Source organism: Mesorhizobium sp. M0276, from assembly GCF_040321755.1.
Taxonomy (GTDB): Bacteria; Pseudomonadota; Alphaproteobacteria; order Rhizobiales; family Rhizobiaceae; genus Mesorhizobium.
The window spans coordinates 1-14,943 of sequence record NZ_JAMYSC010000098.1; the positions used below are offsets into that span (position 1 = coordinate 1).

Below are 14,943 nucleotides of genomic sequence, written 5' to 3' on the forward strand. Positions count from 1 at the left end.
CAAAGGGAACTGCTAGCCGAGGATTCTTCTGTCCGTTGACAAGCACATGATCGCCGACGCGTCCGTTCATCAGGTCCGTCATCGTGTTGTCCGGCATAGTGCCATCGGCGGCAAGGCGAAGGTCGGTGAACACCAGCACGGTATCGCCATATTCGGTCGGAATTGGATCGGCCTTCGGCTTGACCACGAACGCGCCGGCAAGGCCGCGATAAACTTGCTCGGCCGTCTTGCCGTGCGGATGCGGATGATACCAGTAGGAACCCGCGCTGCCTTCCGGCAGTTCGAAGCTGTAGGTGCGGTCGGCGCCGGTTGCGACGGGGTCCATCGGATTGCCGTCCTGGTCGGCGGGCACCGGCATGCCATGCCAATGGATGGTGCTCGACTCCTCGGGGATTCGGTTCGCGAAGGTGATCTCGACCCGGTCACCCTCGACCGCCTCGATCAGCGGTCCAGGGCTGATGCCGTTATAGCCGAGGATCGGCGTGTCCAGTCCTTCGGCAAAACGCACCGTGGCGTGCTCGGCCGTCAGCTTCGCCTTGAACAGGCCGGGGGTGCCGGCTTCGTTGGCGAGGCGGGGCAAGTCGCGAAGCACTTCTCCTTTCGGCAGCATGACCGCGCTCTGGGGCGCCGCGCCCATGTCGTGGCCTGCGTGGCCGCCCATATCCATGCCGGGCATGTTGTCCATCTTCATCTGGGCGATGGCGCGCTGACTCACAAGAACCGTCGCAAGACCTGCCGCCAGAAAACCGCGTCGATGCATCTGTCGTCTCCTACGTTACATGCTGGCGCGCGTCATCACGCAGTCAGAAAGCTTGCCGGTGTCTAGCGCTGTCACCGACGAGCCTCTGACGCTTGAGCGGCCTAGCTGAACCAGCTTCGTGACCGCTGGAAAGCTGTTCGATGATCGGGCAGTGGGGGCGCCCATCGCCCTGGCAATTTTCCGCCAGATGACGCAGCGTTTTTGACATGTCGCGGAGTTCTCGCATTTTCCGCTCGAGTTCCGCGACATGTTCCATGGCGATCCGCTTGACATCGGCGCTCGCCCGCGAACGGTCACTCCACAGCGCAAGCAAATCGGTCATCTGGTCGACCGAAAATCCGAGATCGCGCGCCCTGCGGACGAAGCGCAGCGTGTGGACATCATCGTCCGAGTAAACGCGGTAACCGGCGCCCGTCCGGGCAACGTTCGAGATAAGCCCGATCGACTCGTAGTAGCGGATCATCTTGGCCGAGACGCCTGACTCCGCGGCAGCTTCACCTATATTCATGATTGCACTCCTGGTTGGGGTGAAACGGATCGGGCATCAAATCAATCATACGACCTGCGTCGCGAAATGGCTGGCTTGTACCCTGTCGTCAATCGGTGCCCGGAAGCGCCTAAGGCGCAAAGCATTGGTGAGAACGAAGACGCTGGACAGCGCCATTGCCGCTGCTGCCAACATCGGCGACAGGAGCATCCCATCAAGCGGATAGAGCACGCCAGCGGCGACGGGTATCAGCGCGATGTTATAAGCAAACGCCCAGAACAGGTTCTGACCAATATTGCGGAGCGTTGCCTTGGAGAGCGCGATCGCGTTCGCGACACCGCGGAGATCACCCGACATCAGCACAACATCGGCGCTTTCGATAGCGATGTCCGTGCCGGTGCCGATGGCAATGCCGACATCCGCAGCCGCAAGTGCTGGCGCATCGTTGATACCGTCGCCGACATAGGCAACGCGAGCGCCGTGCTGGCCGAGCCGCTTGACGGCCTCGACCTTGCCATCGGGCAACACCTCGGCGAGGATTTCGTCGATGCCGATACGCCGCCCGATCGCCTCGGCTGTACGGCGATTGTCGCCGGTCACCATAGCGATCTGAAGACCAAGCGCGTGCAGCGCTTCTATTGCCACGGGCGTCGATGGCTTGATCGGGTCGGCGACAGCGATGATCGCGGCGAGCCTACCATCGATGGAAGCGTAGAGCGGGGTCTTGCCCTCGTCGGCGAGGCGCGCTGACGCAGAAGCAAACGCCGAAATGTCAAGGCCGAGCCGGGTCATCAGGCGATCGGCACCGATCTCGAGCTTGCGGCTCTCGACGATGGCGGTGACTCCAAAACCGGGGACGGCCTCGAAGTTCTCGATATCGGCAAGCACAAGGCCGCGCCGCTCGGCCGCCCGCGCAATCGCCTCGGCGACCGGATGCTCGGAGCGCGCCTCGACCGAGGCGACGAGCCGGAGCACATCGGCTTCGACAAAACCGTCAGCCACGACGAAATCGGTCAGTTCTGGGCGGCCCTCGGTGAGTGTGCCGGTCTTGTCGAGAGCGATGATGGCGGCGTCACGCAGCGTTTGCAGTGCGTCGCCCTTGCGGAAGAGCACGCCCAATTCGGCCGCCCTGCCCGTAGCAACCATGATCGAGGTCGGCGTGGCAAGTCCCATGGCGCACGGGCAGGCAATGATCAGCACGGCAACGGCGTTGACCAGCGCGAAGGACAGCGCCGGCTCCGGACCCAGTACAAGCCAGGTTCCGAAGGTGAGCAAGGCGGCCGCGATGACGGCCGGAACAAACCAACCGGTCACCTTGTCGACAAGCGCCTGGATCGGCAGCTTCGCTCCTTGGGCGGCCTCGACCATGCGGATGATCTGGGCGAGCAGCGTTGCCGAACCGACCTTGGTCGCGCGGAAGGAAAAACTGCCGGTCTTGTTAATGGTGCCGCCGACCACTTCCGCGCCGATCCCCTTGGCGACGGGCAGCGGTTCGCCCGTCATCATGGACTCGTCGATGAACGATGATCCCTCGACGATCTCGCCGTCGACCGCGATCTTTTCGCCTGGGCGGACCAGCACTACGTCACCGACCCGCACCTGGGCGAGTGGGACCTCGACCGTGACGCCGTCCTTGACCACGCGCGCTGTCTTGGGTTGCAGACCGACGAGCTTCTTGATTGCCTCGCTGGTCCGGCCCTTGGCCCGCGCCTCGAGGGTGCGGCCGAGCAGGATCAGGGTCACGATCACGGCCGCTGCTTCGTAATAGACATTGGCGGTGCCCACCGGCAGCACACCGGGGAAAAAGGTCGCGACGACCGAATAGGCCCAGGCAGCACCCGTGCCAAGCGCCACCAGCGCATTCATGTCCGGCGCGCCCCTGAGCAGCGCCGGTATTCCCTTTCTGAAGAATCGCAGCCCGGGACCAAACAGAACAATCGTGCCCAGCACGAATTGCAGGCGCCAGTCCCACTCGCCGAGCGTCGTCATCACCCATTGATGGAAGGCAGGCACGAGATGGGGGCCCATGGCGAACACGACGATCGGCAGCGTCAGGAGCGCTGCCAGCAAGAGCATACGGCCGAGCACGCGGATCTCCGCTTCGCGCCCGTCGGGCTCGCGGTCGTCCGCGTCCGGCAAGATCTGGCGCGCTTCATAGCCGGCTGCCGCTACCGCCCTCTCAAGCGCGGCGGCCTCGATAGCGGCCGCAACGACCCGCACGGTCGCCCGCTCGGTCGCGAGGTTGACGCTCGCTTCGGTCACACCAGGCACGGCCTTCAGCGCCTTTTCGATACGCGCGACACAGGAGGCGCAGGTCATTCCCTCGATGGCGAGCTCAATCGTATCCGCGCGCGTCTCATACCCAACGGCCGATACCGCCGCGAGAACGGGAGCGAGCTCCGGCTTGCCGGAGAACGTCACCTCGGCACGTTCGGTCGCGAGATTGACCGCTGCCCTGACGACGCCCGGCGCGGAGGCGATCGCCTTTTCGACACGCCGAACACACGAGGCGCAAGTCATGCCCTCGATGCCGATCTGGATCGTGGGGCCAGGAGCCGAAACGGGTTCAACTGGCGTGTGCGGGGTGACGGTGTTCATGGGTTTGCAACTCCATTCTGGGCTGTTGCCACACCATATAAAGGTTCCCACCATTGGAAGGTCAAGAGGCAAATTTCAATCAGCATTCCGACGCGGCCGCAGTGATCGGGGTGGACCCCAAAATGGCTCTTGACCTTCCAACGATGGGAAGCCCCATAACCTGTTCATCAGGAACAAAAGGAAAAGTGCGATGTTGAAACTGAAGGTTCAGGACATGAGCTGCGGCCATTGTGCAAGCACGATCGAAAAGGCCGTAAAAACAGTCGACCCAATAGCGAGGGTGACAGTCGACCTTGGCTCATCGACGGTCACTGTGGAAACCAAAGCGGACGAAACTGCAATCCGCGATGTCATCAGGTCCGCCGGCTACGACAACGAGAAACTGGCGGCCTGAACATTGCATATGCGGCCGGCGCCTATGCCGGGCCCCTTCCCATGAAAGTCGAGGAGACGCGCAAGGTGCGTTTCATAGCCATCGTGCCTCAGACGACATATCGGTCCCATGAGCCATAGTGCTCCTTGCTTCGGCGCCCGCGAGGCAGGCTGAGGCCGATAACGACAAGCCCTGCAACGACATCGTTCAATGTCGAGCCCGTGGTTGCGCCGGCGAGCAGCCAGGGCGCCGCCGTCAGCCACAACCCGAATGGCAAATTAAGGAAACGCAACGGCCTCGCTATCTCGGCCATGGCGCAGACCGCAATCGTGATGATCATGGCGCCTGCGAGGTGATCGCTGTTCGCGACGGCGCCGGCTGTGCCGAAGACCAGCCGCGAGACCATCAGCCAACCGCCGATGATACAGCTTGCAACCAAGGTCCAGGGAAGCGTTACGCCGCGAATGGCCGCGGCGGACTGTGCCGCAAACGCGCCGGAAAAACCGGGATCGTTCTTGTCCGCCTCGCCGTTGGGTTCGGGCCCACCCTGGAAAAAGGTGCGCCAGAACGGACGGCCCGCGCGCACGCTGCGCAGCATGTACTGGCCCATCGCCACCACCTCATCGAGTGTCAGCGGGATCATGATCAGCATGGCGGCCGCCGCGATCAGGCACAGCGTGCAATAGGTGCCGATCATGATCGGCTGGATGATGATGAAAAAGATCGAGACGCCGCCGAGCGGCACCACCAGGATGAAGAAGAACGTCACCATCCAGGGCATGGTGCGCCAGCGGGTCGCCGTGCCCATCGCGCCCATCAAAGTCTCGATCATATAGGCAGCGGCGCCGAGCCCGGCATCGGCGACAGGCCAGGCCCGGGACACATCGGACGTGATGATGAACTCCGTGCCGTTCCTGCCGTCGCCGCCCGAGAAGAAAGGCTCCCAGACGGCGCCCACATGGCCGAGCTGGTAGGCGGTGAGATAGCGGGCGATGAGGAAACCGAAGAAGCCGAGCGCGATGATCGGCAGGCGCTGCAGCCAGGATGACGGCGAGTAGGTCCAGCCCGGCGGAACGGTGCTCTCGTCCATCATCCCTTCATGGCTCATGCCCGGCATCATCGGGACGAGCACCGAGAAAGTGATCGCCAGCGCGCCGACGATCGTGTCGTTCATGGTGGCGGCGGCGCTCGGCGTCCAGAAGAACAGCGGCGCGAACAGCAGCCAGAGGCCGATGATCGTCGTACCCCATTGCGCCCAGGAAAAACGCGGCGACAGCGCGAGCCCGCCAAAGAGCATTAGCAACAACCCCGAGGCGATGTCGCTCCAGCCGGTGAGCGCGTTGCGCAAGACCGGCTCCCACAGACCACGCTCCTGCGTCACGTCACGGACCGTACCGGCCGCCGCCGGATCGAAGAGGGCGAACTGAACGGGGCTGGTGAGCAGCCAGATGCCAAGAGTGATGACCAGGAAATGAGCCCACAGCATTTGCTGGCCCATCCCCGCCATGTCGGCCATGTGGCCCGGTTTCATCTTGTCGTGTCTGGCCTCGAACGCCTTGTCTTTCGCGCGCGCCTTTGCTCCGCTGCCAGCCACCTTGGCCGCGTTGAGCTTGTTGGCCTTATACCAGCCGGCTGGGTCTGCCTTGAGCGCGCCGATCATCCGCGGCAGCGTCCTGCGCAGGGAATGCTTCGGCTGCCAGCCGAGAACCTTGCGGGCACGAGTCGTATCGATCGCGTAGTGGTCGTCGGCGATGTCGACCATCCAGGAACGAACGAAGGAATCCTCGCCCAGCACGTCCTGTTGCACCCAGGCGCCCGCCTTGGCGAGGGCTTTCGGCACCTCCCGTGTCTCCCAGCTCTCGCCACGGATCAGCCGACCGATGTCGGCTTGAAGTTCGCCATAGCCCATGACCTCCGGTTCGCCGAGAAGCAGCGCCAGCTCCGTGGGAAGTTTCTTCCGCCGATCTATGAGCCGCGCCACCGCGTCGATTAGGTCTTCCAGATGGACGAATGATTGCCCGGTGCGCAGGTCACCTGGATAGACGTGCCCGGTCGGATCTTCCTCGTAAATCCGCGCAATCTGATTGGCGAGGAACGCGTTGCGGCCGAAATCGTCATAGACGCCGGCCGGCCTGACATAGACGACCGGGATCGGCCCGTGCTGCTCATGGATTAGGCGCTCGGTCTCGATCTTCGAAGCGCGGTAGGGCAGGTTCGATTCGAGCGGCCAATCCTCATCGATCACGTCGCCTGGTCGACCACCCTTGTGCGCCAGCATCGAACTCATGAAGACAAATTGCTCGACCTCGAACGATTGGAGGGCGCGCAGCAGCTTCTCGGTGCCGCGAACCGTAATCTGTTCGTAGAGCGGGCTAGGCTCGCCAGTGAGATCGAAATAGGCCGCGAGATGGATTACCGATGCGATGCGGGCGCCATAGGCCGTCCGCACGCGCGTCAAGCCGGCTGCCACGGCATCCTCCGATGTCAGGTCGATGCAGACGCACTCCGCAGCCGGCGGCGGTTGATGCGTCGCCGCCCGGTCGAGGCCGACGAGAGCAAACCGGTCGGCGAAGCTGTTGACCAGAGCCGAACCGATGAATCCGGTGCTGCCTGTAACAATGACCGTGTCCTTGCGCTTCACCATTCAGACCTCATAGCCGGCGATCTGCCCCGCCTGCGAAGCCGAAGGCGACAGACATCAAGGCGGCGCATCCAAGTGGGGCCGAGGGGCCGGACCAGTGCCGTCAGGTTCGCAAATATTTGACCAGCGCCGCGATCGCGAGCACGAGAGTGACAAGCACGAGCACCCAAATGAGCGCCATGCCGCCCATCATCCACATTGAACCGTCCATCATCATCACAATCATCCCTCCCGCCGCGGCCGCTGCTACCAGCGATTGCGAGGGGAATTAGTTCGCCATGCACGCCCGTCAAGAACTCGATCAGCCCGCGAAGGCGGTGGCTTGCCGATCAATCAGGGCATCTTTCGATGCTATCGACGAACCAGTTCATAGTAGGCTTCGGACAAAACATGCGGGCCGCGCGGTGACTCCGAAAGGGCAGGGCTTTGATCCAGCGCCTCCAGCGCCCGCAGCAAATGCTCCGCGACATCCGATCTGCCTTGCCGAAACGCCTGTTTGAACAGGGCCAGAATCCGCTCTTCGAGATTCGCTGTTCTTTGCCTCATCGGACGACCTCCGGAAACACGCATGCTAAAGGTTCCAGCCACCGGAAGGTCAAGTGCCATTTTCAAAATGCCAGGACAGGTTCCTCAAGCCCTCGCTTTTCACCAGCCGACGGGATGAAGGGCGGCGACTGCGAGCAATTCCGGGACGAAACGGCCCCAAATGCCCATGCCCCACATCATCCGCGGCCCATCTCGTTCATCCTGGCTCCCTCTTCATTCGGCAGCCTCCCGAAGGGCTTCCGGTTCGATCTCCATCTCGATCCAGGCCACGGCGGGCTTTGCCTGCAAAGGCCATCCCTTGACCAACCCGTAGATCGCGGGGATCACCACCAGGGTGAGCAGGGTAGACGAGATCATGCCACCGATCATCGGCACGGCGATGCGTTGCATCACTTCCGAGCCAGTGCCGGTGCTCCAGAGGATCGGGATCAGACCGGCCATGATGGCAACGACGGTCATCATCTTCGGCCGGACACGCTCCACTGCGCCGAGCATGATCGCCTCATAAAGATCTGCCCGGGTGAACGGCCGATTGTGTGCGGCCCGCTCTGCCTTCACTTCGGCCATGGCCTGCTCCAAGTAGATCAGCATGACGACACCCGTCTCGGCGGCGACGCCGGCGAGCGCGATGAAGCCAACCGCGACCGCCACCGACATGTTGAAGCCGAGCCACCACATGAGCCAGATCCCGCCGACTAGGGCAAAGGGCAAGGACAGCATGACGATCAACGTCTCGGTGAGCGCCCGGAAGTTCAAATAGAGCAGCAGGAAGATGATGAGCAGCGTGACGGGCACGACGATCTTCATCCGCGCCGCGGCTCGCTCCAGATATTCGAATTGCCCGCTCCAGGCGACCGAATAGCCGGGCGGCAGCTTCACCGTCGCCGCGACGGCCTTCTGGGCATCGGCGACATAGCCGCCGAGATCCCGACCGTTGATGTCGACGAAGATGTAAGTCGCGAGCTGGCCATTCTCGGTGCGGATCGAGGTCGCGCCGCGCGTGAGTTGGACTTTCGCGACCTCACCGAGCGGAATGGCGCCGCCACCGGGCAACGGCACCTCGATGTCGGTAGCGATCGACTGAGGATTCGAGCGCAGATCGCGGGGGTAGCGGATATTGACCCCATAACGCTCGCGTCCTTCAACGGTTGTCGTCACGGTCTCGCCACCGAGTGCGGTCGCGATGACGTCCTGGACGACACCGACGGCAAGGCCGTACCGGCCGAGCGCCTCGCGATCCGGGACGATATCGAGATAGTAGCCGCCGATCACCCGCTCGGCATAGGCACTCGACGTGCCCGGGACCGTTTTGAGGGCCGCTTCGATCTGGCGCGCGATCTGTTCCATCTGCGCCAGGTCGGTGCCGAACACCTTGACGCCGACCGGCGTCCGGATGCCCGTCGAAAGCATGTCGATGCGGGCGCGGATCGGCATGGTCCAGGCGTTGGAGACACCGGGGAACTGCAGGGCTTTGTCCATCTCGGCCTTCAGGCTGTCGATGGTGACACCAGTCCTCCATTGATCCTTTGGCTTCAGATTGATGATGGTCTCGAACATCTCGGTAGGGGCCGGGTCGGTCGCGGTCATCGCCCTCCCCGCTTTGCCATAGACCGAATCCACCTCCGGAAAGGACTTGATGATCCGGTCCTGCATCTGCAGGAGCTCCGCCGCTTTGGTGACGGAGATCCCCGGCAGCGTCGTCGGCATGTACATCAGCGTGCCTTCGTTCAGGGTCGGCATGAATTCCGAGCCGATCTGGCTCACCGGCCAGACGGAGACGCCAAGCAAGACAAGTGCGAGCGCGATGGTGAGCGTCTTCGCCTTCAGGACGCCGCGAATGACGGGACGGTAGATCCAGATCAGGAAGCGGTTGATCGGGTTCTTGTGCTCCGGGATGATCCGGCCGCGCACGAAGACCACCATCAAGGCAGGCACCAGCGTGACCGACAGGATCGCAGCGGCCGCCATGGAGAAGGTCTTGGTGAAGGCGAGAGGACCGAACATCCGGCCTTCCTGCGACTCGAGCGTAAAGATCGGCAGGAATGACACCGTGATGACGAGGAGGCTGAAGAACAGCGCCGGGCCGACCTCGCTCGCCGCATCGATCAGGATCTGGACTCGCGGCTTGTCGGGCGGAGCACGCTCCAGATGCTTGTGGGCATTCTCGATCATAACGATAGCGGCATCAATCATGGCACCGACGGCGATGGCGATGCCACCGAGGCTCATGATGTTGGAGCCGAGCCCGATCGCCTTCATGGCGCCGAACGCCATCAGGATGCCGACAGGCAGCATCAAGATGGCGACGAGCGCGCTGCGCAGGTGAAGAAGGAACACGACGCAAACCAGGGCGACGATGACGCTCTCCTCGGCCAGCGTGTGCTTCAACGTCTCGATCGCCGCATCGATGAGATGCGAACGGTCATAGACAGGCACGATCTCGACACCCTTGGGAAGGCTCCCGGCGATGTCGCTCAAGCGTTGCTTGACGTTCTCGATCACGGTCAGGGCATTGGCCCCGAACCTCTGCAGGACGATGCCGCTCGCGACCTCGCCTTCTCCATTGAGTTCGGTGATGCCGCGCCTTTCGTCGGGACCGATCTCGACCTTGGCGACGTCCTTGAGGCGCAGGGGCACGCCCTGGTCCGTTTTCAGGACGATGTCTTCGATATCGGCAATCGACTTGATGTAGCCGCGGCCGCGCACCATGAACTCGAATTCGGAAAGCTCCAGCGTGCGTCCGCCGACATCGCGATTGCTGGCGCGCACGGCGTCGCGGACCATAGACAGCGATATGCCCTGGGCGCGCAGCCGCAGCGGATCGACGACGATGTTGTACTGCTTGACGAAGCCGCCGACGCTCGCGACCTCGGCGACCCCTTCCGCCTTGGAGGCGGCGTATCGCACCACCCAGTCCTGCAGCGAGCGCAGCTCGGCCAGCGTCATGTCCTTGGCGACGACGGCGTACTGGTAGACCCAACCGACGCCGGTCGCATCGGGGCCGAGGCCCGGCGTGACGCCAGCCGGAAGGCGTTGCGCGGCGGCGTTGAGATATTCGAGCACGCGCGACCGTGCCCAATAGGGGTCCGTACCGTCTTCGAAGATGACATAGACAAAGGACACGCCGAAGAAGGAGAACCCACGCACCACCTTGGACTTCGGCACGGTCAGCATTGCCGTCGTCAGGGGATAGGTGACTTGGTCCTCGACCACCTGCGGCGCCTGGCCGGGATATTCGGTGTAGACGATGACCTGGACGTCAGAGAGGTCCGGTATCGCATCGAGTGGAAGCGTCTTCAACGCGTAGGCTCCGGCGGCCACCGCGAAGGCCGTGGCGACGAGGATCAGGACAAGATTGCGCGCGGACCACGCTATGAGCCGGGCAATCATGGCGCAGTCTCCGAATTCGTCATGCCGCTCAGCGCAGCCTTCAGATTGCTCTCGGCGTCGATCAGGAAATTCGCAGCGACCACGACCCGGTCGCCGGCCGTAACGCCGTCGCGGATTTCGGTAAAGCCGCCGCCTTGAAGGCCGATCTTGACCTCCCGCGGCTCGAAGCGGCCTTCGCCCTTGTCCAGAATCACGACTTGCCGCGTTCCGGTGTCGATCACTGCGCTATCTGGGACGGCGACGACCGGGGCATTGCTGCCGCTGCCGATCTCGACGTCGGCATACATGTCCGGCAACAAGAGACTATCGAGATTGGGGATCTCGATCCGCACCTTGGTCGTGCGCGTTTCCTTGGTGACCTGTGGATAGATCAGGGCAACGCGGCCGCTGAAGATCTGGCCGGGCAGGCTGCGCACTTGGATCGTGGCGACGGCGCCGACCTTCACGGCTCCCAGCTCATATTCGGGCACGTCGGCGACAATCCACATCGTCGAGACATCGGCGAGGCGGAAGAGCACGTCGCCGGGCGACGCTTTCATGCCCTCGACTGCATTGCGCTCGAGGATCACGCCATCGCGCGGCGCGGTCCAGGTGATGGAAGTCTGAACCTGGCGGGTGCGGTCGATTGCGCCGATCACATCGAGTGGCACCGCGAGATTCTCGAGGCGCTGGCGCGCCCCGGCCGAGGCGCGGCCGCTTCCGTTCAGATCGGTGAGGTATTGAGCGCTCGCCGTGGCGATCTCGGCCGAATATAACCGCATCAGTGGTTCGCCTTTTTTGACCCGATCGCCAGTAGTAACGTCCGCTACCTTGTCGATGAAGGCATCGGAGCGCGTCGCGACCACTGAGATGCGCCGCTCATCGAGCTGCACGGTTCCGGGCACTCGCACAGGACGGACGATCACCTGCTCCGTGGCGATCTCCGATCGGACGCCGGTCCGCTGCAGTTTGCCTGTCGCGACCTTGACGGTCGAACCGTCGTCATCCTCACCCGCGTAGACGGGGATGTAATCCATCCCCATCGAATCCTTCTTCGGCGTCGGAGAGGTGTCCGGAAGGCCCATCGGGTTGCGGTAGTACAAGATCCGCTTGGGTTCACCGTTCGCAGGGGCAGCCGCGACGGGCGCAGCGGCGGCAGGCGGCTTGTCCTCGAAGCTCAGGTCTTCCCCCGCCAGAACGGGCAGGAAGTCCCGCCCATCCGTGGTCTTCTTCGGAGTTGCCGCATAGGCTGGGAGGCCGTCCGGATCCCGGTAGTAGATGACGGGTCCGGCAGGCGCCGGATTGGCGCTCGCCGGGGCCGCTGCCGTGCCTTCGAGCCAGGCGACGGCTTGCCGCCACGGAGTGGCAGGCAGCGCCAGATCGCGATGACCCGCCCAATAACCTCCAGCCCCCGCCGCCACTATGGCGGCGAGGGTGAGGCCAGTACGGCCTGCTCGTTTCATGGCGTGGCCTTGAATTCGAGCTTGTTTTCGAGAGACCCAGTTTCGCCCTGCACCTTGGCTCCGAGTGACAGGCGCCAGCCACCTGGCATCATCAGGTTGGCCTTGAAACGATAGATGCCAGGCTCCGTCGAGGGCAACGGCTCGATTGGCGCCGTCATCATCTCCATGCCGTCTGGCGCCATGTCGACGCGCTGGGCAAATATCACTGCGTCGGGCACCACATTGCCGGAGCGCTTGTCGACGAGGCGGACCGCGACGATCGCGGCATCGCTCTTCTGGATCGCGTTTTGAACGAGCTGAAACTCGTAGTCGTCGATCCCGGCCCAAGCCTTCGAAATGCCCCCGCCGAGAGCAAGACCGATCATCGCCGCGGTTGCGGCGTGCTTCGCATTGTAAAAGTTCATTGTCTGATTTTCCCAAAGTACATCGTCATGCCGCGCGGAATGCACGGCAGGCTAAGTGAATAGGCTCATGCCAAAGCCACATCGCCACAAGGCCGTCAGGCCACGCGGCGACTAACGGCCCGAAAAAGGGCCGTCGATGAACTCAGTCTCGGGGAGGTCTGGGGGGCGGCGGAGGAGCCGGAATATTCCGTCCGACGCTAGTGCCTGGCGCGATTACATCAGCCACGGACAACCGGGTCAGCGTGGTTGGTGCAGTCGTCGACACGCCCGGAAAGCACTTGGCAAAACACAAGGCCGCGAGGGGACAGGACTTCTGACAATCAGGTACTTGCTGTCTCTGGTCAGAAGGACACGGCATGCCGTCAGACATGGATGCCATATCCGCCAATGTCGTCGCCGTAGGATCGCCAACCATCACCATCGCAGCGGATGGTGTCACCATCGGCGCGGTCAGAAGGCTCACGACGGCCAGAATCGAAAGCAGGCGGGAGAATAAGGTCCAGAACGTCACACAGGCTCTATGGCATATGGTGCAGTGCAAGAAAAGGTCCCTGACGGCTCACGTTTCCGTCAGGTGACGCGGCCAATCACCTGGGCTTGCGCCGCTGGCATGGTCAAGAGGGGCGCGGTATTGCGGCGACCCGATTACGTCACCTCGTCATCCAAGCGATTGCCCTCGGCGGCAACCCGCTGAAGTACGGCCCGCAACGCGTCGTTGATCCGATCCTGCCAGCCGGGCCCGTCCTGGAAATAATCCAAAACAGCCCGCGGTCAATCCTGATTGAAACAAGCTCTCTGACATTTGGGGCAGCCGCGGCTTCGCGGACCGGTACCGCCGGCTTCTTGATTGGCCCGAAGGCGGCTTCGGCGGCAGCCGTCGGATTTGTTGGTCGGCGCGAAGGATTTGCCATTGATGACCCTGACTTGGAGATGACTCATGCTGTCGGGGAGAATTCGCAAGCGCGCCATATAGCCCATATGGTCCGCGCAGGCTCATGTGGCTATAGAAAAAGGCCGGACTGTTAAGTCCGGCCAAGCATGAAGGTTTAAACCTCCAGAGGGGAACGCGCCGGACGAATGGGAGGAGACATCCGACGCACCACGCATATGGGTTGATGTCCAAGACGTTTCAACGACACCGGCTGGACCACCGTCACCGCTTCATGGAGCCAAGCATACAATGCTCGAAACGATCGGCGGGCAGCCTCACGTCGGCCAATCATCTCACTGCCCACGTTCGCAAACACTCTGGCGAAATCACGGTGACCGCGAGGTAACGCTGATGATCAAGACCGAAGACGACTACATCTACATCAAGCGCATGATCTAGCGCGATACAAGTTCGCCCGGCACCGGTGGTCCCGGGGCGTCAGTTGTTCGCCTATTCCACAGATGCCCGTCGAAACTCTCAACCCCGACGAAGACACCGCTGACCCTCGGCAAATGGATCTTGATCCACCGCTCGATTTGGCTCACGGCATTTCAGGCCGTCGTGATCTGCCAAACCGCCACGCCGGCCAGCGCCAAGCCGGCGCCGCCCTCAATGGTTCGCGAAATGGCATCGAACAAGCGTGGCCGGCTGTCGAAAAAGTGCACCAGGCGCTCGCGAAACAGGATCGACAGCACCGCAACACAAGACAGCGTCAGCGCCACCCCGACCATCATGGTAATTGCAAACAGTATGCCGGCGACCGGAACGCCTCTGGACATCGCAAAGGTCATCACGAAAAGCGTCAGCGGGCATGGGATCAGGCCAGCCATCACCCCAACGGCTTCGCCCTCATGCTTGTGGTGGTGGCCGTGGCTCAATGCGCGCCAGAGCATCCAGACGCCGATCAGGCCAAGCAGGCCCCGACTGACGTCTTCCAGTAGTGGGGCACGGCCAACACTGCCCAGGGCAATCGATACCAAAGGCAACGAGAGCGCCGCGATCAGAACCGCGATCGTCACATGCGTGAAGGAAAGTGCCAGCGATACCAGAAGCCCACGCCGGACACTGGCATCCGATCCGGCGAGATACGTGGCCAGGACCGCCTTGCTGTGGCCAGGCGTCAGCGCATGTGCCGCGCCGAACAGAACGCCCATCGGCAGAAAGGCCGTGAAGGCCAGCCAATCGCCGCCGGCCGAAAGCAGTTTGATCTGCTCGGCCAGTGCCAGGTAGATCGTGCGTTGGAACTCGACAAGGGTTTGGAACATCAGGCTGGAACCGGCCTCATGCTCAGGTCAATTCATGGCGCATGGCGAAGATTCACTTTCGGGTTCTTGTTCCAGCTGGCATTGCAAGCAGGCCGAATTGGGACAT

The 14,943-nt window shown here is 62.7% G+C and carries 12 protein-coding genes and 1 pseudogene; 2 read left to right on the forward strand and 11 right to left on the reverse strand.

Features of this window, described 5'->3' with window-relative positions; genetic code table 11:
• The 3 genes from NKJ01_RS34610 to NKJ01_RS34620 all read right to left on the reverse strand — a co-directional run.
• Positions 1–760, reverse strand: a 760-nt coding sequence (locus NKJ01_RS34610) for a multicopper oxidase domain-containing protein (RefSeq protein WP_352734963.1), incomplete at its 3' end; no start/stop codon positions are given.
• 43 nt (positions 761–803) lie between these two features.
• Positions 804–1,268 carry a Cu(I)-responsive transcriptional regulator gene (gene cueR / locus NKJ01_RS34615; protein WP_352734965.1) on the reverse strand — a complete coding sequence of 155 codons (465 nt, stop codon included), beginning with the start codon at positions 1,266–1,268 and terminating at the stop codon, positions 804–806.
• A 45-nt stretch (positions 1,269–1,313) separates the two neighbouring features.
• Entirely contained in the window at positions 1,314–3,845 is a 2,532-nt protein-coding gene (locus NKJ01_RS34620) for a heavy metal translocating P-type ATPase (RefSeq protein ID WP_352734967.1), read from the reverse strand.
• A 190-nt stretch (positions 3,846–4,035) separates the two neighbouring features.
• On the opposite strand from NKJ01_RS34620, the gene NKJ01_RS34625 reads away from it, so the two are divergent.
• Positions 4,036–4,239, forward strand: a complete 204-nt coding sequence (locus tag NKJ01_RS34625) for a heavy-metal-associated domain-containing protein (RefSeq protein ID WP_352734969.1) — start codon at positions 4,036–4,038, stop codon at positions 4,237–4,239.
• A gap of 88 nt (positions 4,240–4,327) precedes the next feature.
• Here the strand turns inward: NKJ01_RS34625 and NKJ01_RS34630 are convergent, their stop codons facing one another.
• The 7 genes and pseudogenes from NKJ01_RS34630 to NKJ01_RS34660 form a co-directional block, all read right to left on the reverse strand.
• Positions 4,328–6,862, reverse strand: coding sequence for an NAD-dependent epimerase/dehydratase family protein (locus tag NKJ01_RS34630; RefSeq protein WP_352734971.1), 2,535 nt, complete (start codon positions 6,860–6,862; stop codon positions 4,328–4,330).
• A gap of 100 nt (positions 6,863–6,962) precedes the next feature.
• Positions 6,963–7,085: a hypothetical protein gene (locus tag NKJ01_RS34635; protein WP_023677223.1), complete on the reverse strand. Its 123-nt coding sequence runs from the start codon at positions 7,083–7,085 to the stop codon at positions 6,963–6,965.
• Positions 7,086–7,210: 125 nt separating this feature from the next.
• On the reverse strand, positions 7,211–7,465 hold the full coding sequence (locus NKJ01_RS34640) for a hypothetical protein (RefSeq protein ID WP_352734973.1): 255 nt from the start codon (positions 7,463–7,465) through the stop codon (positions 7,211–7,213).
• Positions 7,466–7,618: 153 nt separating this feature from the next.
• Complete coding sequence (locus NKJ01_RS34645; protein ID WP_352734975.1) at positions 7,619–10,795, reverse strand: efflux RND transporter permease subunit; 3,177 nt, start codon at positions 10,793–10,795, stop codon at positions 7,619–7,621.
• Positions 10,792–12,237, reverse strand: coding sequence for an efflux RND transporter periplasmic adaptor subunit (locus tag NKJ01_RS34650; protein WP_352734977.1), 1,446 nt, complete (start codon positions 12,235–12,237; stop codon positions 10,792–10,794). Before NKJ01_RS34650 ends, NKJ01_RS34645 begins: the two co-directional genes overlap by 4 nt.
• A complete protein-coding gene (locus tag NKJ01_RS34655) occupies positions 12,234–12,641 on the reverse strand; it encodes a FixH family protein (RefSeq protein WP_352734979.1) in 408 nt (135 codons plus the stop codon). The genes NKJ01_RS34650 and NKJ01_RS34655 overlap by 4 nt, the downstream gene beginning before the upstream one ends.
• Before the next feature lie 645 nt (positions 12,642–13,286).
• A pseudogene (locus NKJ01_RS34660) lies at positions 13,287–13,552 on the reverse strand (BrnA antitoxin family protein).
• Between the two features lie 269 nt (positions 13,553–13,821).
• Here NKJ01_RS34660 and NKJ01_RS34665 point away from each other — a divergent pair.
• Positions 13,822–13,971, forward strand: a complete 150-nt coding sequence (locus NKJ01_RS34665; protein WP_352734981.1) for a hypothetical protein — start codon at positions 13,822–13,824, stop codon at positions 13,969–13,971.
• A 152-nt stretch (positions 13,972–14,123) separates the two neighbouring features.
• On the opposite strand, the gene NKJ01_RS34670 is transcribed toward NKJ01_RS34665, so the two are convergent.
• Complete coding sequence (locus tag NKJ01_RS34670) at positions 14,124–14,837, reverse strand: HoxN/HupN/NixA family nickel/cobalt transporter (protein WP_352734983.1); 714 nt, start codon at positions 14,835–14,837, stop codon at positions 14,124–14,126.
• Between the last annotated feature and the right edge of the window lie 106 nt (positions 14,838–14,943).